Here is a 24871-nt window from a genome sequence, read left to right as displayed (position 1 = left end):
TGATATATACGCGATATAAACGAACTTAGTCGTTTATATCGCGTATTTGTTGAGAGCTAAATAATAGAAACCAAAACATATGAGGAACCTTTGGTTATTTCTGGTTAGATATAATGCTATATTTTGGTTTATTCTCTTTTTTGTAATATCCATTATCTTAGTTGTCCGGAATAACAATTTCCAGCGCTCTTCTTTTATTAATTCGTCTAATGTTGTTGTCGGCTCGTATTACGAACAAGTTAATTCCTGGAAAAGTTATCTCTCATTAAATGAAACGAATGAGGAATTGGCGGCTGAAAACGTGCTTTTGAGACAACAGGTCCAAAACCTTCTTCAGGCGGATACCTCCGCGGATTCAGTCCATATTATTGACTCCATCGAACAAGGCAGATACGCCTTTATCGTAGCCAATGTCGCTAACAACAGTATACATCGGAAGAACAACTATCTCACGCTCGATAAAGGTTCGGCTGACGGCGTAGAAAAAGGAATGGGAGTCATTACCTCTAATGGAGTGGTTGGCGTTGTGCTTCAAACCTCCACGCATTTCAGTTCGGTGCAGTCATTACTACACCCCGACACTAGGATTTCTGTCATGTTAGACAGCTCTGAAATAATCGGGTCGTTGGTTTGGGGAAGTAGCATAGATCCCCGCTATGGAATGGTAAAGGACATCCCTAATCATGTTGAAATTAAGAAAGGAGAAAAAGTCTATACTTCTGGTTTTTCACTATTTCCCGCAGGCATCCAGGTGGGTAGAATTGTCGAAACAGGTATAACCTCGGGCGAGAGTTTTTTAGATCTGAAAATAGAACTTTCAACGAATTTCAGCAATTTACACCATGTATATGTGGTAAAAGATTTATTGATTAAAGAAAAAGAAACATTAGAAGCCGATAGTCAAGATAATGGGTAGAGTAATCATCACAAATATTGTCCGATTTGTCATCATGGTTTTACTACAGGTAGCCTTATTTAAAAATATAGGATATTACAACGTAGCGACCACTTATCCATATATCTTCTTTATATTCCTTCTGCCGATAGGATTACCCAATTTATTATTATTTTTGATCTCTTTTGTAACAGGATTAGTCATAGATGCTTTTTATGATTCCGTGGGCGTACATGCCGCAGCGTGCGTCTGTTTGGGATTATTCCGTATATTCTTTCATAAAATCACAGTGGAAGTCGAACTTAAAGAGTCATTTAATACGCCGTCGCTAGGCGTGATGGGTACGAAATGGTTTCTATCCTATGTATTTTTTGGTACGTTTGTACACCACTTCTTCCTGTTTCTTGTAGAAACATTTACGTTCTCTAATTTCTTGTATACGCTGGCAAGTACTATTTTAAGTAGTATATTTACAACTTGTATCATCGTATTGATGAACTTGCTCGTTTATAGAAGAAAGTCACGCGTTGGTAACATTTAAATTGGGGGCTTACATTCATGAATAGTTTCTTTGCTCGTAAATTTGTTATTCAGGGGATCTTTATTGCTATCGCAATCGTCATCGTGGTTCGTCTATTTTACATTCAAGTTATTGACAAATCTTATTTATTATCAGCCAATAACAATGTCTTACGTAAAGTAGTCATATATCCAGCAAGAGGAGTAATATATGATCGGAACGGGAAAGTGTTGGTACAAAACGAACCAGTATACGACTTATTGGTAACGCCTATCGAAGCAAAAGAAATTGATACCACGCTTTTATGTCAGCTTATCGACGTCGATTACGATGGATTCCAAAAGAGGATGAATAAAGCCCGGGCGCACTCCCCTTACCGTCCTTCAATATTTGAAAAACAGCTATCTGCAGAAACTTATGCAAGATTACAAGAACATCTGTATAAATTCCGAGGATTCTATGTCCAAAACCGAACCGTCAGGAGCTATCCAGACAGTATCGCACCACAACTCCTGGGCTATATCCAAGAGGTAAATGACAAGAATATCGAGCAATCGGAAGGTTTTTATCGGCCGGGTGATTATATTGGCGCTAGCGGCATTGAACGCGCTTACGAAGAGCTTCTACGCGGACAACGAGGCGTAAAAAACCAAATGGTAGATGCACTCAATAGGCCCAAGGGATCGTTTATGGACGGCCAATATGACACGCTCGCGGTAGCCGGAGATGGTCTAATTTCAACGATCGACCGTGATTTACAGGTTTTGGCAGAAAAACTAATGAAAAACAAAATGGGTTCAGTCGTTGCTATTGAACCCGCTACCGGAGAGATACTAACTTTAGTCAGCGCCCCATCTTACGACCCCAATATGATGGTAGGGAGACAACGCGGCAATAATTACATGAAACTCCTGCGGGATGAGACACGGCCTATGTTTATCCGCCCGATTCAAGCCTCCTATCCTCCCGGATCGGTTTTTAAGGTTGTAGCGGCGCTAACAGCTCAGCAAGCGGGTGTCATCGACGAAAATACTATTTTCTACTGCCCCGGTGGTTACCGCTATGGTGGAGGTCGGGCAATTATGCGGTGTACACACGTCGACGGTGCAACCAGTTTAGCAAAATCGATACAGACATCTTGTAACACCTACTACGGTTATACCTATGCGCGGATGATCGACTCCCGAGGTATGTCTGGTCCCAAGGCTTACGATCTTTGGCGAGAGGCATTAGCGAAGTTTGGGCTAGGCCGTAAATTAGGTATAGACCTCCCCGGGGAACAGCCGGGTTTAATCCCTACTTCCGATTTTTATACCAAACGTTATGGGAATGATAAATGGCGTTCCGGATTTAATATTTCCTTATCTATCGGACAAGGGGAAATGGGCGTCACACCACTGCAAATGGCCAATATTATGGCAATCGTCGCTAACCGCGGCTTTTATTACCGTCCGCACCTCGTTAAAGCTATTGGTGAAAAGGGCATCGTGAAAGACGAATTTAAGGAAAAAATAAGTGCAGGCGTAGATCCTAAGTACTATGAACCTGTTATTGAAGGGATGAGTCGTGCCGTGAATGTTCCAGGCGGAACAGGATACAGGGTACGTATTCCAGATGTGGAAATGTGTGGCAAGACGGGGACCGTCCAGAATCCGCACGGTGAGAACCATGCTGTATTTTTTGCCTTTGCACCGCGCGAAAATCCTAAAATAGCCATTGCTGTATTCGTAGAAAACGCGGGATACGGCGGTACCTGGGCGGGTCCCATTGTTAATATGCTCGTCGAAAAATACCTGAAAGACACCATTACGTTACCTAAATATATACAGGATCGTATTTATAATGCAAACTTTCTTCCCGAACCAAAGAAAGAAAAGGAATCGGAAGTGAACAAAAGTACTTCCAACACTAAGAAGCCTGCGGAACGCCCCATTACAAAGGGAATACAAACTGTTGAACCAAACCGTGAACGTTATGTGCATCACAGTTTAATAAGAAAGGGGCATCAATAAAATGGGAGAGAAAAACTTTTTTGGCCGTATCGACTGGTTCACTATTTTATTATGGCTTGCCCTCTGCCTGATTGGCTGGTTTAACATCTATGCCGCTGTTTACGACCCGGAGCAGCCAAGCATTTTTAGTATGGAAACAAACTATGGCAAGCAATCTATTTATATTTTCACGGCCTTGATTATCGGATTCAGCATCTTGATTATCGACGCGAAGTTTTTTATTTCAACATCTCCCCTTATCTATGCAGTAGTCATCCTACTGTTGATACTAGTATTGATTATCGGTCGGAATGTAGGAGGAAACCAAGCATGGATACCATTGGGTAGCTTTCGTTTGCAACCCTCCGAATTCGGTAAACTGGCTACCTGTTTACTCCTAGCGACGTATCTTAGTTCTCAGACCAACAAGAACCCGAATATCAAAACACTCTTTATAGGGGCTTTGATTGTTTTATTCCCTGTCGCTTTAGTCATGCTCCAGCCCGACACAGGTTCTGCGCTAGCGTTCTTCGCCTTAATTTTTGTATTTTATCGAGAAGGGTATGTTGGAAACACGCTCCTGTTATTAGGGGGCCTCGCTATCCTCCTATTTATATTAGCTCTCCTGATCAATCAATGGATTATTATTGGTGTGTTAGCACTCATTGCGGGATTACTAATTTATTCGCTGCGGAAAAAGCGTAAATATATTATCAATGTTGGTGTACTTTTTTTTGCATGCGCCGTATACGTCCTGATGGTAGATTTTGCCTATGAACATATTTTGCAAACACACCAACGCAACCGGATTGACGTTCTTTTGGGAAAGATTCACGATCCACGGGGCGAAGGGTATAACCTCAACCAATCCAAGATAGCCATCGGGTCGGGACAGCTACTTGGAAAAGGCTTCCTGCAGGGAACACAAACAAAATACAAATTCGTTCCGGAACAAAGCACCGATTTTATCTTCTGTACCATTGGCGAAGAATGGGGGTTCGTGGGCTCCACGGTCGTTATCGCCATCTATCTGACACTACTACTCCGCTTAATTAGTATCGCAGAACGCCAAAGGACCGCTTTTGCACGCATTTACGCCTACGGTGTCGCATCTATCCTATTTTTCCATTTCTTTATCAATATCGGTATGACGATAGGTTTGGTACCCGTTATCGGCATCCCTCTTCCTTTGCTCAGTTATGGCGGTTCTTCTCTTTGGAGCTTTACTGTTCTCTTGTTTATCCTACTACGTTTTGATTCAAGCCGTAAAGGGCTCAACGGGTGATGGTGTTCCTAATGTCACATACCAGCGGAGAGGTATCTTAAAAGTGGCCGTTTTGAATCCGGTTGCGCTGCATAACCGCAATCTTCTCGTTCTTAAATAAATTCGGTAACTTTAACGCGCGGTACAGTAGCATGCATATGATCAGAACAATTCTTAAAAAACACCCCTTAAAGAATATTACACTCGATTTTGACGACCAAATCACGCCGCCTCCGTTTGAGCAGAAAGCTCTGCAATTCTATTACGAGGCACATGATAAAACTTGGGAAATCAAGGAGCACGTAATGAAAATACAGAGCGAACTCAAAGCGGCGGACGATATTATTGCGGACCTGTCTTTTCGACGTCTCGGCATGGAACAGGAACTGGAAATTTTAGAAGATTGGTTAGGTGTTACCGAACTGGAAGATAAAGAGTTCTTTGACGGCGAAATCACTATTGATATCGGGAACTTTTTTACTATCTGCGACAAACACAATCTGGATTTACAGAACCTCTATGAGAAAATACTAATCCTGACCGAAACATACAATCGCGACATAGAAAATATCTACGAAGATGACGCTGTGATCGACCCTAAATACTTCAGTGCGCTTGATGAACTATACCCACGTTATGAAGAAGTGTCTGTCCATACGGTATCATTAGACGATGACCACCAGTCCTTTTTAGAAGAATATGGAAAAGTAGAGGCATGTTTCTTTCACTACACGGAATTAGCGAGAGAAGTATTTAACAAATACAAACACCTGGTCGACGCGGCCCAAGCTATTTATCACCGAGTCGAAATAGTTGATCGGCTGTTAAGGGACAAATTAAAAAGATCGGAATAACAGTTACCTGACGGCACATCATAACGTGTGAAGGTATGCATACTGGACACCACTTAGCATATCGAGCTTCTCGACGACTTGATTAACGCGTAATTTTCTTACTTCCACATCCATAGAACAATTGTTGTCGAACGCCTGTTTTAAAATAGGCAGATCTTCTTCTTTGACTAGACGCATCACCTCATTCATTTGCAAATAATCGAAGGTAATCCGATAAACATCATTAACCGTTTTTTCGATAATCCTAGCTGCATCCAAAGCCTCTTGTGTGGCCGCTTTATAGGCGTTTATCAACCCGGGGACACCCAAAAGTGTGCCGCCGAAATAGCGCACCACGACCACTAAGACATTGGTTACATTTTTCGACAATAGCGTATTCAGTATGGGACGCCCTGCCGTTCCAGAAGGCTCTCCGTCGTCGCTTAAGCGGAAAACCGAACGGTCGGGTGTCAAACGATATGCCCAGCAATAATGACGTGCCTTCGGATGCAATGCTCTCAGCTCTGCAATAATATCATTGAGCTTTTCTTCGTTTTCAAAGGGATATGCATAGGCAACAAATTTACTCCCCTTGTCCCTAAACAATCCCTCATTGGATTGATCAATCGTTAAATATGTATCTTCAAATAAACTCACAGTAACGCAATTATTAATACGGAAAAAACGGCTAATAATAAGCCTATCTTATTCAAAAACGTCAGCCGCTCTGAGAAAAAGCCCACGCCAACGATCGCCCCGAGTAGAATAACACCAATATTCATTCCCGTGAAAACGACAGAAGGACTCTCAGACAGTTCCTGATGGGCTCTCATATAGAACAGGATATTGCCAAAGTTAAATAATCCTAAGACTATACCCCAAACAATGGACTTAAATTGTAAACGCTCTTTTCTTATTGACATGCGATAGATCAAAAAACCAAAAGATATAAACATTGCCAACAAGAAAATTAGTAGCATAGAATAAGTATACGGTACTGCGCGGAACAGTGCGACCTTCTTGAAAAGGATATCGATAATCCCCATCCCAAAAAACACGGCCAGAGCATAAACCCAGCCCTCCTTCGCACCTCCTTTTTTCCAACCAATAGAACACAGGATCGCAGCAATCCCGACAACGATCCCCACCAATTTAGACACACCTATCACTTCCTTAAAGATAAAAAAGGCAGCCAATAAAGGAATAAACAACGAAAGACGCTGTGCAACCTCCGTTTTAACGATACCATTGTACTGAATAGCATAGGCAATGCATAAAAATATAGACGGTAGCAGCACCGCCAATAACAAATACAAACCCCATGGTAGTGCAGACGGCGGAACGACAACCGTGCCCGGCTTTAGATACAACAGCGTTGCTAATACCGCGACGGGATAATTCCAAACAACAAGATGCAGATGCTGCACACCATTTTTTTTCGCCAGTTTAATGATGACAGAAACTGTCACACTACAGATTACACTAAGAAGTACGTAAAACATACAATTACCTTGATATGTGGGCAAAGGAATGAAATAATACGTTATTCTGCAAGCCGGACTAGCAGTCACTTGCGAACCGGGACCCTTTTTCTATATAAGTCCGTTTTTTAATGAAAATACAATAAATTTTATCACAAAAATAACCCATAAAAAACACCACTAATGACAAAAAAAATAGCATAAAATTGACGAATTAAATGAAAAAAAATTAGTTTAAAATAGATTAATGTGTTAGTCATTAAAAACCTAAAGCACTGTATATAAACATAATAGTAAATCAATAAAAGAAAATTGGGGATAGAAAAAGAACTGATATAATACACAAAAATCCGACAAAAATAACCGAAAAAAACATCGTTTTAAACCGCAAAATTGAACACAAAAAAAACAAACTATTTTTAAATTTATTTTGGATATATAAAATAATAGCTCTACTTTTGAACTGTAGAATTTGAGACATGACAACACGCAACACATACTTTTATTTTGGCGACTTTTACTATAAAAGGTAAGCTGGGAGCTTGTATGTTTGTGTGAATAGACAAAAAAGTCCCGGATGATGTTCGGGACTTTTTTGTATGAAAATAGTACCCTAGGCGGTTAAATAAAAAAAATGAAAACAAGAATTGCGATACAAGGTGTTAGAGCTTCTTTTCATGAAGAAGCAGCTCAAAAATATTTCGGGGCGGAAGGCATTGAAATTATAGAGTGCGAGTCTTTCAAGAAAACCTGTGAACTACTAAAGCACGGTAAAACAGATTATGTTGTGATGGCCATCGAAAACTCCATTGCCGGTAGTATTTTACCAAACTATAATCTACTCCGTGATTACAAATTCCACATTATTGGGGAGGTTCATCTAAACATACAGCAAAATCTGTTGGCGTTGCCGGGTACGCGACTTTCTGACATTAAATTTGTCGAATCTCACCCGATCGCTATACGCCAATGCGATGAATTTTTGAGTGAACATCCAGACTGGACAATAAAGGAGGGGATGGACACTGCCGCCTGTGCCAAAAGTATTATTGAAAATAAGCTGACGCATACCGCTGCAATTGCCAGTATCGCGGCAGCCGAATTATATGGCTTAGAAATTCTGGAAAAGAGAATCGAAACCAACAAGAAGAATGCAACACGTTTCTTGATTTTATCAAACGAGATAATTGAACAAAAGAATGCGAATAAGGCTTCCCTATCGTTTCAAACTGGAAATGCCGTAGGTGCTTTAGCCAATGTGCTGCAATGTTTCGCAGAACAGAATGTGAATCTGAGTAAAATCCAATCCATGCCTGTGGTAGGTCGACGAAATGAATATGATTTCTATGTAGATGTAGAATGGAAAAAACAAAGCGACTATGACGCGGCTATTCGCAAAGTATTAAAACACACCATAAATTTCACTATTATGGGGGAATATATAAAAAACGAGAAAGTATAGTATAAAAAATTATAAAAATATGAAACATACATTAGACATCGCTCCTTTAAAATCTTGGATAGATACAGGCGATAAACCGTTAATCATTGCAGGACCATGCAGTGCAGAGACAGAAGAACAGGTGGTTTCCACCGCACATTTATTGGCAAACACAGGGAAAGTAAATGTGTTACGCGCGGGTATTTGGAAACCCCGTACTCGTCCTGGTGAGTTTGAAGGAATAGGCAGCGTAGGGTTGGCGTGGCTAAAAAGAGCGAAGGAAGAAACAGGCCTATTGACTGCAACGGAAGTAGCTACAGCAAAACACGTAGAAGAAGCATTGGCTGCTGGTGTAGACATCCTATGGGTGGGTGCGCGTTCTACAGCAAATCCATTCACTGTACAGGAAATTGCAGATGCTTTACAAGGTGTCGATGTACCGGTATTCGTCAAAAACCCGGTCAACCCAGACCTTTCCCTATGGATTGGTGCACTAGAACGTATCAACCGCGCTGGTATAAAAAAATTAGGTGCTATCCACCGCGGATTCTCGTCTTTCGAGAAAACGGCCTTCCGTAATGAGCCAATGTGGGATCTCGCCGTCCAGTTGAAATCAGCTTGCCCTGAGCTCCCTATCATTAACGACCCTAGTCACATCTGCGGCAACCGCGAACTAATCCCCTATATTTCGCAGAAGGCAATGGATATGGATCAACAGGGTTTGATTGTAGAGTCGCATATCGATCCATCAGTTGCTTGGACAGATGCTAAACAACAGGTGACTCCTGCTGCATTGGCAGACTTACTCGATCACTTAGCAGTTCGCCATCCAGAATCCAACAATCCTATTTTCGATGATAAACTTGCGGAATTGCGTCAGCAAATAGATAAGTTAGACGACGCAATCCTAAAACAAATTGGCGACCGCATGAAAATTGCTGAAAAAATTGGTGAATACAAACGTGATAATAACGTTACTATCCTACAGGTTAGTCGTTGGGATGAAATCGTAGAAAAAAGAGTTCAACTTGCGAAAGCATTATCGCTTAGTGAGGACTTCGCAACCAAATACCTCGAATTATTGCACAACGAGTCTATTCGCAAGCAAAACGAAGTGATGAACGTGAAACCTGTGGCGGAGGCTTAAATGAGTTCAACACCACTTACAGTTCGCCATCCATCGAAAGCAATAAAGGGCACGGTTCAACTTACAGGTTCTAAGTCAGAGAGCAACCGTGCTCTTATTATACAGGCGTTAAGTCGCGGAGCAGTTAAAGTAGAGAACCTATCAGCGGCCGCTGATACCGTTATCATGAACAAAGCGCTAGCGCTGGTGGACACATCGCGTGAAACGGAAGAAACGGTTATGGTGGATATTGGTCCTGCGGGAACAGCTATGCGTTTTCTCACCTCTTATCTGAATCTGGCGGAAGGCAACTTTATCCTTACTGGTACGGAACGCATGCAACAGCGTCCTATTGGCATTCTGGTAGATGCGTTGAAAACAGTGGGTGCAGCTATTGACTACGAGAAAAAAAGCGGTTTCCCCCCATTGAAGATAAAAGGAGGAATGGCGCAGGAAAAACAGCGGGTCAGCATACAGGGAAATGTCAGTAGTCAATACTTATCTTCCCTTCTTCTCATTGCCGCTTCCCTAGAGCAAGGGCTGGTACTCGAGATTGCGGGAGAACTGACCTCCAAACCTTATGTTACCATGACTTTAGACATGTTACAAGAAGCTGGAATAACCCATACATGGACAGATAATACCATTGAAATTTCGCCACAGGAATTTAAGCCGACAACAATTTATGTTGAACCGGATTGGAGTGCGGCTTCCTATTGGTACGCTATCGTCGCGCTATCCGAAGAGGGAAAAGTCGTGCTACCAGGTTTAAAAGCACACAGCCTACAAGGCGATATCGCCATTATGGAGATGATGACACACTTCGGAGTAGCTAGTTCTTTCCAGGAAAACGGACTGCACATCGCTAAGGTTAACCAAGGCTCTGATAAGGTGCTTTTCGATTTTAAGGGATGTCCAGATTTAGCTCAAACGATCGTCGCATTGGCAGCAGCAGTTCGCCGTGACATCTCGATCACCGGAGTAGAGACCTTAAAAATCAAAGAAACAGACCGACTATCCGCCTTAAAGAACGAGTTAGAAAAGTTTGGTGCCACGATAGTAGCTGATGGAGAAACTTACCACGTTAAGACAAAAGAAGCTTACGCGCCAAACCGGATCACGTTTGACACATACGAAGATCATCGGATGGCGATGGCATTCGCTCCCTTGGCAATGATCTTCGACGAAGTGACGATTAACGACCCCATTGTAGTGGAAAAGTCTTATCCCGATTTTTGGAGTCACCTGCGCCAGCAAGGTTTCTTAATCAGCGGATAACCCTGGTATTAAATTAGTATATATTTACCAAACACATCACAACATTATGGCAGGAAATTCATTTGGCAACCTCTTTAAAATCACGACCTTTGGCGAATCGCATGGAAAGGCAATTGGAGTTATTATTGACGGTTGCCCTCCTAATATCTCGATCGACGAAGATTTTATACAATCTGAGTTGGATAAACGTAAACCGGGACAATCGAAAATTACGACGCAGCGCAAGGAAAGCGATGTCGCCCAAATTCTATCCGGTGTTTTCGAAGGAAAATCGACAGGCACACCTATCGCCATCGTTATACCAAATGAAGATCAACGATCCAAGGACTATTCCCATATCGCAGATAAGTACCGTCCGTCCCATGCGGACTATACTTATCAACAGAAGTATGGTATCCGGGATTATCGTGGCGGCGGACGATCGTCCGCAAGAGAGACAGCAGCGCGAGTAGCGGCAGGCGCTATCGCCAAGCTTTATCTTAAAAGTCAGGGTATCGAAATTTTTGCGCATGTGTCAGCTGTAGGTACATTGGAAGCTCCAAACTTGGACACAACTAATTTGTCAGCGTTACTCGACATACGGGAAAGCAACATCGTCCGCTGTTCGGATCCTGCAACAGCAAATGAAATGATTGCTCTAATTGATTATATACGAAAAGCAGGAGACACTATCGGCGGAAAAATATCGACGGTAGTACGAGGTGTGCCCGCCGGGCTTGGCGAACCGGTCTTTGATAAATTACATGCTGATTTAGGCAAGGCTATGTTAAGCATTAATGCTGTTCATGGATTTGAATATGGCTCAGGCTTCAGTGGATCAGAAATGCAAGGTTCTGAACACAACGACATTTTCTTAAAAGAAGAAGAGCAGGTCCGTACACGTACTAATTTTTCCGGCGGTATCCAAGGCGGCATTTCCAATGGTATGGATATCACATTTCGTACTGCTTTCAAACCTGTTGCTACAATTATGCGTGATCAGGAAACATTAAATGAGGCCGGTGATAGCACAACCATCTCAGGTAAGGGACGGCACGATCCTTGCGTCGTTTCACGTGCAGTCATCATCGTTGAAGCTATGACGGCATTGGTGTTAGCCGATCACGTGCTGCGGTCTAAGGCTTATAAAAATTAATTGTAGAGACGTCGCACCGGCGTCTCTACAAGATAATATTAAAACAGTCTAGGGAAAGTATTTTCATTATACTCACTCATCATTTCGTAAGCCAATTCTACTACGTCATCTACGGATGGTTTTGTAAAATAGTCGCCATCAGACCCGTACGGCGGACGGTTAGGTTTTGCTGAAAGCGTCCGAGGTTGCCCGTCCAATAAGTAATAGCCATTTTGCTTTTCCAATATCTCCTGTGTAATAAACGCGGACGCACCACCTGGCATGTCTTCGTCTACCACCAATAATCTATTTGTTTTCTCCAACGATTGACGGCAAATTTCTGTTCGGTCGAAAGGTTGTAAACACTGCGCGTCTATAATCTCCAAAGAAATACCCAATTTTTCCAGCTCGATGGCTGCTTCCTGCACAACACGCAACGTAGCGCCGTAAGACACGACGGTGATATCCCTCCCATCGCGTATCTGTTCTGCTATACCAATCGGCACCATAAAATCACCAACATTGGTAGGCATTTTTTCTTTCAATCGGTAACCGTTAAGACATTCTATCACCAATGCCGGTTCATCAGAACGCAAAAGCACATTATACATTCCCGCAGCTTGTGTCATATTGCGTGGCACACAAATATGCAAACCACGGAGCCCGCCAAGGAGCACAGTCATTGGTGATCCCGAATGCCAGATACCCTCTAATCTATGGCCTCGGGTACGGATAATAACAGGTGCTTTCTGCGTTCCTTTGGTACGGTAGCTCAGACACGCCAAATCATCACTTAATACCGGCATTGCATAGATCAAATAATCAAGATATTGAATTTCAGCTACCGGGCGTAAACCGCGCAAAGCCAAGCCAATACCCTTTCCGATAATGGCAGATTCACGGATACCGGTATCAAAAATACGGAGTTCGCCGAACTGTTCTTGCAGCCCTGCAAAACCCTGGTTAACATCCCCAATTTTACCAACATCTTCGCCAAAAGCAACGACACGTTCGTCACGCCTAAAATTAGCATCAAAACAGGCATTCAGCACCTCTCTGCCATCCACAATAGAAACGTCCTGTTCATAATGGGCAGGTATACCGTCCTTTTTTAATGGAGAATCGAGCGTATCAGAAAACAGCTTATCGTTATAGCGATTAAAATTTTGTCCCTGTTTTTCGGCATACCACGTCATCAGAGCATCCTTTTCAGGCGAATGTACTCCCCTCAGATCACGAATTGCCCTCCTTACATTGCCATAAACCTCCTTCAAAGATGGTTCCGCCAGAGACTGTAAGGTCTTTAGCGGTACTTCTACCATCGGACTTCCAATAGCCGATAGCAAGGCTATTGCTTCATCTAAATCAACTTGAAGCGTCTTATGATAGTCTGCCCAAGCACGCCGCTGTTCCTGACGGACAAATTCTTTCGCTTCTTTTTCGAGATCTTTCAACTCCTCTTCCTGTGCAATACCAGATTGCAACAACCAATCCCGCATCTTCAGGTTACAGTCGAATACATCTTCCCATTCCAATCGTTCGACAGATTTATAGCGCTCATGCGATCCGGACGTCGAATGGCCTTGTGGCTGTGTCAACTCTGTGACATGAACAACACACGGGACATGCTCCTCTCGGGCATAACGAGCTGCTTGTTCGTAGACCTCGCATAACGCCGGATAATCCCAGCCACGTACTTTAAATATTTCGATACCGTTGCTGTCGTTTTCACGTTGAAAACCTTTCAGCACTTCGGATATATCTGCTTTCGTCGTCTGTACCTCATTCGGAACAGATATTCCATAGCCATCATCCCAAACGGAAATAACAACTGGAATTTGCTTTACGGCCGCGGCATTAAGTGTTTCCCAGAAAACGCCTTCTGATGTAGAAGCATTCCCAATGGTACAAAAAACAACTTCTCTCCCCTGACGCGAAAAATAGGTAAGATAATCCAGGTTTCGGTTTTCCTTATATAGTTTAGATGCTAAACCCAGCCCCATAACGCGCGCCATCTGCCCACCCGTTGTTGAAATATCCGATGCGGAGTTCTTCTGCTCTGTCTGGTTCATCCAATTCCCCTCCTTATCAAGTAGTTGTGTAGAAAAATGACAGTTCATCTGCCGACCACCAGAGGATATATCAGCTTCCAGATTAGGATTAGCATATAGTTGTGAAAAGAAATGATAAATACTAGATATACCTAAAGCAAAGGCAAATGTTTGATCCCGATAATAGCCAGAGCGCCAGTCACCGGGCTGGAATACTTTAGCTAGTGCAATTTGCGCGATCTCTTTACCATCACCAAATACTCCGAATTTTGCCTTTCCAGTTAACACCTCCTTGCGACCTAATAGGCTTGCAAGCCGGCTTTCAACCGCTAATCTATAATCGTTTAAAATGATTTCACGAAAATCGTCAAAACTGATTTTCGACGTTTCAAAATCACTGTTTATATTCATGGTGATATTAGACATATTTAACCAATGGTTTCAACAAAAGTAGTAAAATATACGTATTATTGGAAATAGCAGCAGCGCATAACCATAAAACATTCTGCAAATAGCGATGCAGAGAAGAGATTATATTGTTGAATATGAAGATTCTTTTTCTAAAATCGAAAAGATGCTCATTCATTTCATCGAAACAGAAATGTTGACAGATAAAAAGAACATATAAAAAAGATTAAAATACTCCGTATATTTGTACTTTGATTTGAAGAACGTTCAAAATACACCCATTAGTAATGATTCATTTCTTTGTGAACCCAAGCCGCACCGTGTATGGTGTGCAAACTCAAAACGATTTATCGGCAGAAGATATCTCCAGATTAAACTGGCTCTTTGGAAACGCGGAAAAGCTCGACGAACAGACGTTATACAACTGTTATGTCGGTCCTCGTGCTGCAATGGTGACCCCTTGGAGTACGAATGCCGTTGAGATCACGCAAAATATGGGTATCGAAGGTATTATCCGCATCGAAGAATTTCATTCAGTAGATGAGAACTTTACGGATTTTGACCCGATGATTTCGCAAAAATATGCTGTATTGACACAAGACATGTACACCATCGATATCCAACCAGAACCTGTTTTAGAAATTGACGATATCGATGCATATAATAAATCGGAAGGTTTAGCTTTGAGCCCAGATGAGGTGGAATATTTGAACAACCTTTCGGAGAAACTCGAACGCAAGCTGACAGACTCCGAAGTTTTTGCGTTTTCACAGGCAAATTCAGAACACTGCCGTCACAAAATATTCAACGGGACCTTTATCATTGACGGTGAAGAGCAACCCTCTTCCCTTTTCAAGCTGATTAAAAAAACATCGGAAACCAATCCCAATGAAATTATCTCAGCCTATAAAGATAACGTAGCATTCGTTAAAGGGCCCAAAGTCACCCAGTTTGCCCCTAAATCGGCAGACAAACCTGACTTTTACGAAGAAAAGGCATTTGAATCAGTATTATCGATCAAAGCCGAAACCCATAACTTCCCGACAACCGTAGAACCATTTGCGGGCGCAGCAACGGGGTCAGGCGGTGAGATCCGTGATCGTTTAGCCGGTGGACAAGGGGCTTTACCTTTGGCTGGTACAGCTGTTTATATGACAGCGTACTCACGTCTTGGCGCTGACTCTGCGCAAGATAAACTATGGGAAAGTGGTATGAAGGAACGTCCGTGGTTGTATCAAACACCGATGGACATCCTCATCAAGGCATCCAACGGGGCCTCGGATTTCGGTAATAAATTTGGGCAGCCTTTAATCGCTGGTTCCGTACTGACCTTTGAACATGAAGAAGGAGGCCGGAAATTGGGCTATGACAAAGTCATCATGCAAGCTGGAGGTGTCGGTTATGGCAAAGCAGATCAAGCAAAAAAACATGCTCCAAAAACAGGCGATAAAATTGTTATTCTTGGTGGCGAAAACTATCGTATCGGTATGGGAGGCGCAGCGGTATCCTCTGCCGACACAGGTGCTTTCGGTTCGGGTATCGAACTGAATGCCATCCAACGTTCAAATCCCGAAATGCAAAAAAGGGCGGCAAATGCTATCCGTGCTTTTGTAGAATCGGACAACAACCCCATTGTTTCGATTCATGATCATGGTGCTGGTGGACATCTCAACTGTTTGTCAGAACTAGTAGAAGAAACCGGCGGACTAATCGATATGGATAAGCTGCCAGTAGGTGATCCTACCCTATCAGCAAAAGAAATCATCGGTAATGAATCCCAGGAGCGTATGGGCTTGGTAATTGCGGGCAAGGACATCGAAACACTGAAAAAGGTAGCTGATCGCGAGCGGGCACCGATGTATACCGTAGGCGACGTTACCGGAGATCACCGTTTTACTTTCCAATCGAAATCAACGGGAGAGAAACCGATGGATTACGATTTGGCGGACTTCTTCGGTTCTTCGCCAAAAACGGTGATGAACGACAGCAAAATCGACCGCGAATACGCGGATCTTTCTTATGACGTCAAAGCAATTCCTACTTATTTAAAACAGGTACTACAACTGGAAGCTGTTGCCTCTAAAGATTGGTTAACAAACAAAGTGGATCGTTGCGTCGGTGGTCGTGTTGCTAAACAACAATGTGCAGGGCCTTTACAACTTCCATTGAACAATGTGGGCGTTATGGCGTTGGACTATAACTCAACAGAAGGTATTGCGACCACTATTGGCCATTCACCGTTAACAGCGTTAGTCGATCCCGTTGCAGGCTCCCGCAATGCTATTGCTGAAGCCTTGTCGAATTTAGTATTCGCACCCATCAAAAATGGTCTAGCGGGCGTATCACTCTCGGCAAATTGGATGTGGCCATGTAATAACGAAGGGGAAGACGCCCGTTTGTATGAAGCTGTAAAAGGCTGTTCTGACTTTGCCATCGCTTTGGGTATCAACATCCCTACCGGGAAGGACTCGCTATCGATGAAACAAAAATATCCGAATGGCGAAAACGTAATCGCTCCGGGAACATTGATCATCTCTGCCGCAGGCAACTGTATTGATATCAATAAAGTAATTGAGCCGGTATTATCAAAAGATGCAGGTTCTATCTACTATATCAACCTATCTCAGGACACATTCAAACTGGGAGGCTCTTCCTTTGCACAGATAAACAATAAAATCGGTAAAGAAGCACCAACCATTCAAGATGCTGCTTACTTTAAAAAGGCATTTAACGCCATACAGAAAGCCATCTTATCAGGCCATGTAGCCGCAGGACATGATGTCGGATCAGGCGGGTTGATTACGACGTTATTGGAGATGACCTTTGCTGACGTTAACTTGGGTGCACAATACGACCTAAGTGGTTTAAGTGAAGGAGATACAGTTAAAGCGTTATTCAACGAAAATATCGCTGTTGTATTACAGGCTAAAGATGACGGCGCTCTCGAAACTGCATTATCCCAAGCGGGCATACAAGCCGTGAAAATTGGAAAAGCTACCAACGGAACAAACGTATCCTTCCGAAATAACGCAGACGAATTCACATTCGACGTAACTGAAACACGCGACAACTGGTTTAAAACATCGTTCTTATTGGACAGCAAACAGTCTAAAAACGGTATGGCCCAAGAGCGCTACAACAACTATAAAAACCAACCGCTGGACTATGTATTCCCATCCCAATTTAATGGCAAAAAACCTACACGCGCAGCAGACGGAACAACAAGACCAAAAGCAGCCATTATCCGCGAAAAAGGCTCAAACTCCGAAAGAGAAATGGCCAACGCCATGTATCTAGCGGGTTTTGATGTAAAAGACGTCCATATGACCGACTTGATTTCGGGTCGCGAAACGTTAGAAGACATTCAATTTATCGGCACCGTAGGCGGTTTCTCCAATTCCGATGTTTTGGGTTCGGCGAAAGGCTGGGCCGGGGCTTTCCTATACAACGAGAAAGCGAAAAAAGCCTTGGAAAATTTCTTTGCACGTCCAGACACGATGTCTGTTGGTATCTGTAATGGCTGCCAGTTGTTTATGGAATTGGAACTTATCAATCCGGAACATGAAATACATGGAAAGATGTTGCATAATATGTCACAAAAACACGAATCGAACTTCGTTTCGGTAAAAGTACAAGATAATAATTCCATAATGCTCTCTACTCTAGCGGGAAGCACATTAGGCGTGTGGATTTCGCATGGCGAAGGTAAGTTTAACCTTCCTCACAGTGAGGACGAATACAACATTGTCGCCAAATATGCCCACGAGCAATATCCGCACAACCCGAATGGATCAGACTTTAACACAGCTATGCTTTGCGACAAGACAGGCCGTCACCTCGTGACCATGCCGCATATCGAACGCTCTATCTTCCAATGGAATTGGGCGTTTTATCCTGCTGGTAGACAGGATGAGATTACCCCCTGGCTAGAAGCTTTTGTGAACGCACGCCAATGGTGTGAACAGCATAAATAATCAATGGGACCCGTCAGTTGGCGGGTCTTTTTTGTATATTCGGAAAACACTATTATGAACATCATACGAGGAACATTATGAAGAATACGGTCAAAATCATCTGTTTTCTGCTTTTATCTGTTTTACTTTTTCAATCGTGCAAACTAGGAAGATTCGTATTCTATAACTTTGCCAATATCACAGATCATAAAATATTCCCCTACCGAACGATAGAAACTTCTTCTTCGGTTTTCATCTTTCCGGAAGCACGTCATCCGAAACAGCTGGAAAATATCGATACGGATAAGGTCAATGAACCTTTTGATGCTTATTTGGAACGCACCAGAACAGTTGCTTTTCTGGTTATACAAGACGACAGTATACAATACGAAAAATATTTCAACAAATACGCGGAGGAATCCGTCGTTGCATCTTTCTCGATGGCAAAATCCATTACATCTATGCTCATTGGCATTGCCATTGAAGAGGGAAAAATTCAATCAGTGGATGAACCTGTCACCAACTATATTCCGGAATTAAAGCCGAACGGATTTGACGCTGTCACCATAAAACACTTGCTGCAAATGACGTCCGGGCTGGATTTTAACGAAAGCTACACCAATCCATTTGGACACGCGGCGACTTTTTATTATGGCACAAACCTTCGGAAAGCCATCAATAAGTTAAAACTGAACGATACACCCGGTGAAAAATTTGATTATAACAGCGGGACAGCCCAACTTCTCGGGCTCGTATTGGAAAGAGCACTAAAAACCCAAACGGTCAGTTCTTATCTGGAAGAAAAAATTTGGAAACCACTAGGGATGGAATATGATGCCACTTGGAGCCTCGATCGGGAAAAAGATGGACTGGAAAAGACGTTCTGTTGTCTAAATGCCCGCGCAAGAGACTTTGCTAAACTAGGAAGACTATATTTACACAACGGGAAATGGAACGACACGCAGATCATTCCGGAACGATGGGTAAAAGCCTCTACTAAATTAGATACCACCGAACATAGTGCCCCATTTTACCAGTATCAATGGTGGCTCACAAAAAACGCAGAGCAGTTTTACGCACAAGGTATATTAGGGCAATACATTTTTGTTGATCCTGATAAAAATCTTATTATTGTTCGTTTGGGTGAAAAAACAAGTAAGGTCAACTGGGTTAGGTTTATTGCTCAAGTCGCTGATTCTTATTAGGCTCCTATCCCCAATTTTCTCTTATTCAGAATCTTCCATATTTTCATTAGATCCTGTGGTTCTATTCCATGAATTTTGCTTGGGAATATTCACCTCCGTTTCTGTTACCGTTTGCTGATGCCTTGCCATCGCATAAGCAGTTGTCGGAAAAAAAATAAAGACAAAAAGCCCCCCAAAAAACCCTGCAAACTGTCCTATTAGGACGCTACACAACAAGACAAATAGCGGATATGAAAACAATAATACCGAGAAAAGTAATGAATCGTAGAATATGGTACCTTCAGTCTTCTTTTTAACGTAATCCCGCCATACACGATAAAACCAAAACTGCGTGTAATATCCTATTTTGGCTGAGATGTGCAAAAAACGATTGTATCCACCAACGTTGTTTTCCGCAGTTAATGGCTCAACGCACATAGCGTCGCGGAGATTATTCCGTCCATCCCGGATAATGTCTGCTGCCAGTACTTGATAACCGGATATATAGTCGGTCGTATCTAAAGGCGGCAATGCAACCAGTTCCACAACTTTCGGTACATGTCGGAACGAGTTATAATTTAAAGTATAGATTTGAATCTGTAACGGCAATTCGGCCTTATAGGAGCGCTCGAGCAGCGAGGTCAGTCCGCCATTCATGAAAGGCTGCAATTCCCATAGGTTTCGGGATCTGCCTTCGGGAAATATCAACACATGTTGCCCTGCTGCCAATCGTCGCATGCACTCATCAAATGTAAAATCGTTCTTCACCGCAAAGTCCTCGTCGTCATTCCGTTTATAGACGGGTAACATATATAGCAATCGTAGGACTACATTTGCTACCGGATGCTTAAAAATATCTCCTCTTGCGAGAAAGCACATTTTTACCGGCGCATACGCTGCGATCACCAGGGCATCCAAAAAAGAATTCGGGTGATTTGCTAGTATAATAGTAGGATAGCTATAGGTGGCCAGTTCTAGATCCTTGGCTTTCAACCCAGGAGCATACCATCTCAATCCTAAGCGAATAAACAATCGTAATACGGAATAAAACATATCGTTAAGGTATACTTATATTGTTACCTTTTAAACATTTTTTTTCTAAAAAAGTTTAATCTCTTACCTTTTCACTAACTCTCCATTCGTGTACACAAACGATGCATTCGTGTTGGCGAATTCTCTTTTCTTTATAAAGAACGACGCGTTCATCAACACGAATAGTCTTTTCTTTATAATGAATAGTGCTTTCCTGTTAACGAATTCTCTTTCCTTTATAAAGAACGACGCATTCATCAACACGAATAGTCTTTTCTTCATAATGAATAGTACTTTCCTGTTAACGAATTCTCTTTCCTTTATAAAGAACGACGCGTTCATCAACACGAATAGTCTTTTCTTCATAATGAATAGTACTTTCCTGTTAACGAATTCTCTTTCCTTTATAAAGAACGACGCGTTCATCAACACGAATAGTCTTTTTCTTCATAATGAATAGTGCTTTCTCGTTGGGGAAATTTTGATTATTTTTTTTGCGGTAAACAAAGTAATGACTTACTTTGGATATGAGAACAATCGGAATTATCCCGGCAAGGTATGAATCGTCCCGTTTTCCGGGAAAACCCTTAGTTGATATTGGCGGCAAATCCATGATTCAACGTGTTTACGAACAGGTGAAAGGTTGCGCTAGTCTTTCAGAAGTTATTGTAGCTACGGACGACGCTAGAATTGAGGAGCATGTGCGTTCATTTGCCGGAAATGTGATTGTGACATCTTCAACCCACCAATCAGGAACAGATCGTTGTGCGGAGGTGGTTTCGAAAATAAGCGGTTTTGATGTGGCCATTAATATTCAAGGTGACGAACCTTTTATAAGTCCGTTACAGATTGAGCTGTTGAGTAATCTTTTTCAAGATACAGCAACCGAAATAGGAACCTTGGTAAAAAAAATAGACAACCCCGATGATCTGTTTAATGAAAGTACGCCGAAAGTGGTGGTCAACTCTAGAAAAGAAGCTATGTATTTTTCACGACAGACCATCCCTTTTCAACGCGGGGCAAAACAAAGCGACTGGATAAACAATTATACCTATTTTAAACATATCGGCATATATGGCTATAAAGTGGATATATTAAAAGAAATTACGAAACTTTCTGTGTCTTCGTATGAAAAAGCAGAAGGGTTAGAACAACTACGGTGGTTAGAAAATGGTTACAAGATCAAAATAGCAGAGACCGATTTCGACACCATTGCCGTTGACCATCCCGAAGATGTCGAGCTTATCAAAAGGAAGTTTTTTAGTCAGTAAAACCGTACCTTTGCTGTATGAATCCATTTGCAGTAATTTTCGATATGGATGGGGTTATCTGCCATACAAACCCCTACCATGCTAAAGCTTTTGAACATTTTTTTGACAAATATGAAATCCCCTATACGGAAAAGGAATTTGAAGAACATATGTATGGAAAGCATAATAGTTATATTATGACACATTTTTTTAAAAGAGAGATTATCGGCGAAGAATTAAAACAATTGGAAGACGAAAAGGAATCCCTCTTTCGAGAAATCTATCAAGCAGAGGTCGATCCACTACCGCATTATTTGCCGTTTCTGGATGACTTAAAATCTGCAGGATTTAAAACCGCTGTGGCGACCTCAGCACCTTTGGCAAATCTAAAATTGATTTTAGATAGTTTACAGATCGACGCCAAGATGGATTCGCTAATGGCAAGTGAAGACGTCTCTCAACATAAGCCTCATCCCGAGGTTTATCTAAAGTCCGCTGAAAAACTGGGTGTATCACCGAATGGTTGCGTTGTATTTGAAGATTCTTTTTCCGGTGTGACCGCGGCATTAAATGCGGGAATGAAGGTGGTGGGTGTATTGAGTTCCCACACCCGAGACGAATTGCCTCCATGTTCTTTGTACATCAATGATTACCGCGAAATAAACGCTGCCCGCGTAATGAATCTATTACGACACTAGATCCATGACCGAAGCACTACAGCTCCTTTCCTCACCTTCGGAATGGGTCTTGTACTTTGTATGTGCCGTACTGATAGGCATGTCAAAAACGGGTGTCCAGAATATAGGGACCCTAGCCGTTCCGTTGTTCGCCTTTCTATTCGGGGCGAAATACTCTACCGGCATCGTACTCATACTTCTTTGTATCGCAGACTTGGTTGCCGTTATCTATTACAGAAAGGAATTTCTGTGGAACGAAATAAAAAATCTATTGCCTGCCGCTCTATTTGGGCTTGTCGTAGGTTTACTCCTTGGAAATTACATCGACGACAAGTTATTTAAGTTATTGATCGGCGCATGTATCATAGTCGGCGTCGGCATCATGATCTGGTTGGAAAAAACCTCTCAACAGAAACAGGATAAGTTAACGAAAAACCGCTGGTATTCACCTATTTTTGGTTTTATTCTCGGATTTTCTACTATGATAGGAAATGCAGCCGGCCCTGCCCTATCCGTCTATATGCTCTCTAAACGCCTAAATAAGATCAGTTTCGCCGCTACTTCCGCCTGGTTCATCATGCTGCTGAACTTCACCAAAATTCCGTTACAGGCATTTGTATGGCATAATCTCAGCTGGGCAGGTTTCTACCTCAATTTATTCGCTATTCCCTTTATTCTACTGGGAGGGTTAATAGGTATACAAATTGTAAAAATCCTTCCAGAGAAGGGATTTCGCGTGCTTATCATGACGCTGGTTGTTATTTCAGCGATACTGCTGATTATTTTGTGATGCGCGGTGAATTATCAATTACGCACCACTCAAATTAGGCTAATACATCCCGTTCATCGGGATATCGTTCAAATACCGTTTTTGCGAAAGAACAAGCTGGGATGACTTTCCAGTCATGTTCGCGCGCTTGCTGAATAGCTGCCAACACGAGTTCCTCCGCAATTTTATTACCTCGATAAAAGGGCTCAACCTCCGCGTGAGAAATCGTCATCACATTGTCCTCTACTTGATAAATCAACTCTCCAATTTGTACCTCATCATTCAGCGCAAGCCATCTGCCGCCGTCTGCTACATGTGTCAGTTCCATGATATCAATGTTTTTTTAAGATAGTTCACTATATGTTTCCCAATAAACATAACAAATTTTTGGGATAATAGTTTATTAGCATTATAAAGCTATCATTAAAAAAATAAAAATCCTACGTATCTTTGTTAACGATGAATGTAGACAAATTACTTGAGCGCGCGCTTAATTTTGAGTTTTTATCCAAGGAAGAAGGTATCTATCTCTACCAGAATGCAGCAACGGCAGATTTGGTCTATGTTGCCAACAAGTTGCGAGAAATACAAGTACCTCATGGCAGAGTTACTTGGCAGATTGACCGCAATGTCAATACCACGAATGTATGTATCGCAAACTGCAAATTTTGCAATTTCTTTCGCCGTCCTGGCCATGAAGAAAGTTATATAACGGATATTGAAACGTATAAACAGAAAATCGAAGAAACATTTCGATATGGTGGTGACCAGTTGCTTTTACAGGGTGGACACCATCCTGATCTGGGTCTCGGTTTTTACACGAACTTATTCAAGCAGCTTAAAGAGCTTTATCCTAGCCTTAAACTACATTCGCTTGGTCCACCCGAAGTCGCCCATATCGCAAAACTAGAAGGACTTTCACATATTGAAGTACTCCGCGCATTGAAAAAATCAGGATTAGATTCGCTTCCAGGTGCAGGAGCAGAAATACTGAATGATCGGGTGCGGAGATTAATCTCGAAAGGCAAATGTGGTGGACAGGAATGGTTGGATGTAATGCGTGCTGCCCATCAAATCGACCTCCCGACATCGGCTACTATGATGTTTGGTCATATAGAAACTATAGAAGAGCGTTTTGAACACCTGGTCTGGATTCGTGAAGTTCAACACGAAAAGCCAGCCGACGCTTATGGATTTGTCGCCTTTATACCTTGGCCTTTCCAGGACGATGGCACTTTATTAAAACGTTTGCGGGGTATAACCAATAACGTAAGCAGCGAAGAGTATATCCGGATGATCGGATTGAGTCGCATTATGTTACCTAATATTAAGAACATCCAGGCCTCGTGGCTAACTGTAGGAAAGAAAACTGCACAACTTTGTTTACATGCGGGAGCAAATGATTTCGGCTCGATTATGATAGAAGAAAATGTGGTTTCCGCCGCTGGCGCACCGCATCGATTCACTTCCACATCTATACAAGAAGCTATTTTGGAAGCCGGTTTCCAACCGCAATTACGTACCCAGAAGTACGAATTTAGAGAATTACCACAAATGGAAGAGCAGGTTATTAACTATTAAAGTACGTTGTCGGGAAACCCGCT

At 42.4% G+C, this 24871-nt stretch carries 21 protein-coding genes; 15 read left to right on the top strand and 6 right to left on the bottom strand.

Features of this window, described 5'->3' with window-relative positions; translation table 11 throughout:
• Window positions 1–79 precede the first annotated feature (79 nt).
• From mreC to C5745_RS06500, 5 genes are all read left to right on the top strand, one after another.
• Window positions 80–916 (top strand): rod shape-determining protein MreC, encoded by an 837-nt coding sequence (gene mreC, locus C5745_RS06520; protein ID WP_105716188.1) that lies wholly within the window; start codon window positions 80–82, stop codon window positions 914–916.
• Window positions 909–1436 carry a rod shape-determining protein MreD gene (locus C5745_RS06515; protein ID WP_105716187.1) on the top strand — a complete coding sequence of 176 codons (528 nt, stop codon included), beginning with the start codon at window positions 909–911 and terminating at the stop codon, window positions 1434–1436. The genes mreC and C5745_RS06515 overlap by 8 nt, the downstream gene beginning before the upstream one ends.
• A 17-nt stretch (window positions 1437–1453) precedes the next feature.
• Window positions 1454–3427, top strand: coding sequence for a penicillin-binding protein 2 (mrdA, locus tag C5745_RS06510; protein ID WP_105716186.1), 1974 nt, complete (start codon window positions 1454–1456; stop codon window positions 3425–3427).
• Window position 3428: 1 nt separating this feature from the next.
• Window positions 3429–4691, top strand: a complete 1263-nt coding sequence (gene rodA / locus C5745_RS06505; protein WP_394342062.1) for a rod shape-determining protein RodA — start codon at window positions 3429–3431, stop codon at window positions 4689–4691.
• Window positions 4692–4828: 137 nt separating this feature from the next.
• Window positions 4829–5524: a hypothetical protein gene (locus C5745_RS06500; RefSeq protein WP_133166305.1), complete on the top strand. Its 696-nt coding sequence runs from the start codon at window positions 4829–4831 to the stop codon at window positions 5522–5524.
• A gap of 18 nt (window positions 5525–5542) precedes the next feature.
• On the opposite strand, the gene C5745_RS06495 is transcribed toward C5745_RS06500, so the two are convergent.
• The gene (locus C5745_RS06495; RefSeq protein WP_105716183.1) at window positions 5543–6160 is read right to left on the bottom strand and encodes an IMPACT family protein; all 618 of its coding nucleotides are present in this window, start codon (window positions 6158–6160) and stop codon (window positions 5543–5545) included.
• Entirely contained in the window at window positions 6157–7005 is an 849-nt protein-coding gene (locus C5745_RS06490; RefSeq protein WP_105716182.1) for a DMT family transporter, read from the bottom strand. The genes C5745_RS06495 and C5745_RS06490 overlap by 4 nt, the downstream gene beginning before the upstream one ends.
• A 613-nt stretch (window positions 7006–7618) precedes the next feature.
• Between C5745_RS06490 and C5745_RS06485 the strand changes: the two genes are divergently transcribed.
• The 4 genes from C5745_RS06485 to aroC are packed head-to-tail and all read left to right on the top strand — an operon-like array spanning window position 7619 to window position 11964.
• Window positions 7619–8446 (top strand): prephenate dehydratase, encoded by an 828-nt coding sequence (locus tag C5745_RS06485; RefSeq protein WP_105716181.1) that lies wholly within the window; start codon window positions 7619–7621, stop codon window positions 8444–8446.
• 19 nt (window positions 8447–8465) lie between these two features.
• The gene (locus C5745_RS06480) at window positions 8466–9572 is read left to right on the top strand and encodes a chorismate mutase (protein WP_105716180.1); all 1107 of its coding nucleotides are present in this window, start codon (window positions 8466–8468) and stop codon (window positions 9570–9572) included.
• Window positions 9573–10829: a 3-phosphoshikimate 1-carboxyvinyltransferase gene (aroA, locus tag C5745_RS06475; protein ID WP_105716179.1), complete on the top strand. Its 1257-nt coding sequence runs from the start codon at window positions 9573–9575 to the stop codon at window positions 10827–10829.
• A gap of 46 nt (window positions 10830–10875) precedes the next feature.
• Window positions 10876–11964 (top strand): chorismate synthase, encoded by a 1089-nt coding sequence (aroC, locus tag C5745_RS06470; protein ID WP_105716178.1) that lies wholly within the window; start codon window positions 10876–10878, stop codon window positions 11962–11964.
• A gap of 38 nt (window positions 11965–12002) precedes the next feature.
• On the opposite strand, the gene C5745_RS06465 is transcribed toward aroC, so the two are convergent.
• Window positions 12003–14420, bottom strand: coding sequence for an alpha-ketoacid dehydrogenase subunit alpha/beta (locus C5745_RS06465; RefSeq protein WP_105716177.1), 2418 nt, complete (start codon window positions 14418–14420; stop codon window positions 12003–12005).
• A gap of 269 nt (window positions 14421–14689) precedes the next feature.
• Here C5745_RS06465 and purL point away from each other — a divergent pair, with 269 nt between their 5' ends.
• Window positions 14690–18376, top strand: a complete 3687-nt coding sequence (purL, locus tag C5745_RS06460) for a phosphoribosylformylglycinamidine synthase (protein WP_105716176.1) — start codon at window positions 14690–14692, stop codon at window positions 18374–18376.
• Between the two features lie 77 nt (window positions 18377–18453).
• Window positions 18454–19560: a serine hydrolase domain-containing protein gene (locus C5745_RS06455; protein WP_105716175.1), complete on the top strand. Its 1107-nt coding sequence runs from the start codon at window positions 18454–18456 to the stop codon at window positions 19558–19560.
• A 21-nt stretch (window positions 19561–19581) separates the two neighbouring features.
• Here the strand turns inward: C5745_RS06455 and C5745_RS06450 are convergent, their stop codons facing one another.
• Both C5745_RS06450 and C5745_RS06445 read right to left on the bottom strand, forming a co-directional pair.
• Window positions 19582–20592 carry a 1-acyl-sn-glycerol-3-phosphate acyltransferase gene (locus C5745_RS06450; protein ID WP_105716174.1) on the bottom strand — a complete coding sequence of 337 codons (1011 nt, stop codon included), beginning with the start codon at window positions 20590–20592 and terminating at the stop codon, window positions 19582–19584.
• 63 nt (window positions 20593–20655) lie between these two features.
• On the bottom strand, window positions 20656–20937 hold the full coding sequence (locus tag C5745_RS06445) for a hypothetical protein (RefSeq protein WP_133166304.1): 282 nt from the start codon (window positions 20935–20937) through the stop codon (window positions 20656–20658).
• 161 nt (window positions 20938–21098) lie between these two features.
• Between C5745_RS06445 and kdsB the strand changes: the two genes are divergently transcribed.
• From kdsB to C5745_RS06430, 3 genes are read left to right on the top strand one after another with little or no spacing between them, the layout of a single operon-like run.
• Window positions 21099–21842, top strand: a complete 744-nt coding sequence (kdsB, locus tag C5745_RS06440; protein WP_105716172.1) for a 3-deoxy-manno-octulosonate cytidylyltransferase — start codon at window positions 21099–21101, stop codon at window positions 21840–21842.
• 17 nt (window positions 21843–21859) lie between these two features.
• On the top strand, window positions 21860–22519 hold the full coding sequence (locus C5745_RS06435) for an HAD family hydrolase (protein ID WP_105716171.1): 660 nt from the start codon (window positions 21860–21862) through the stop codon (window positions 22517–22519).
• 4 nt (window positions 22520–22523) lie between these two features.
• Complete coding sequence (locus C5745_RS06430; protein ID WP_105716170.1) at window positions 22524–23288, top strand: sulfite exporter TauE/SafE family protein; 765 nt, start codon at window positions 22524–22526, stop codon at window positions 23286–23288.
• 34 nt (window positions 23289–23322) lie between these two features.
• Here C5745_RS06430 and C5745_RS06425 read toward each other — a convergent pair whose 3' ends face one another.
• Window positions 23323–23595, bottom strand: a complete 273-nt coding sequence (locus C5745_RS06425; protein WP_105716169.1) for a GNAT family N-acetyltransferase — start codon at window positions 23593–23595, stop codon at window positions 23323–23325.
• Between the two features lie 131 nt (window positions 23596–23726).
• On the opposite strand from C5745_RS06425, the gene C5745_RS06420 reads away from it, so the two are divergent.
• Complete coding sequence (locus C5745_RS06420) at window positions 23727–24848, top strand: CofH family radical SAM protein (protein WP_105716168.1); 1122 nt, start codon at window positions 23727–23729, stop codon at window positions 24846–24848.
• The last annotated feature ends 23 nt before the right edge of the window (window positions 24849–24871 follow it).

Source organism: Sphingobacterium haloxyli, assembly GCF_002980525.1.
Taxonomy (GTDB): Bacteria; Bacteroidota; Bacteroidia; order Sphingobacteriales; family Sphingobacteriaceae; genus Sphingobacterium; species Sphingobacterium haloxyli.
The sequence above is the reverse complement of the archived record's forward strand: the minus strand, read 5'-3'. Positions and strand labels throughout refer to the sequence as shown.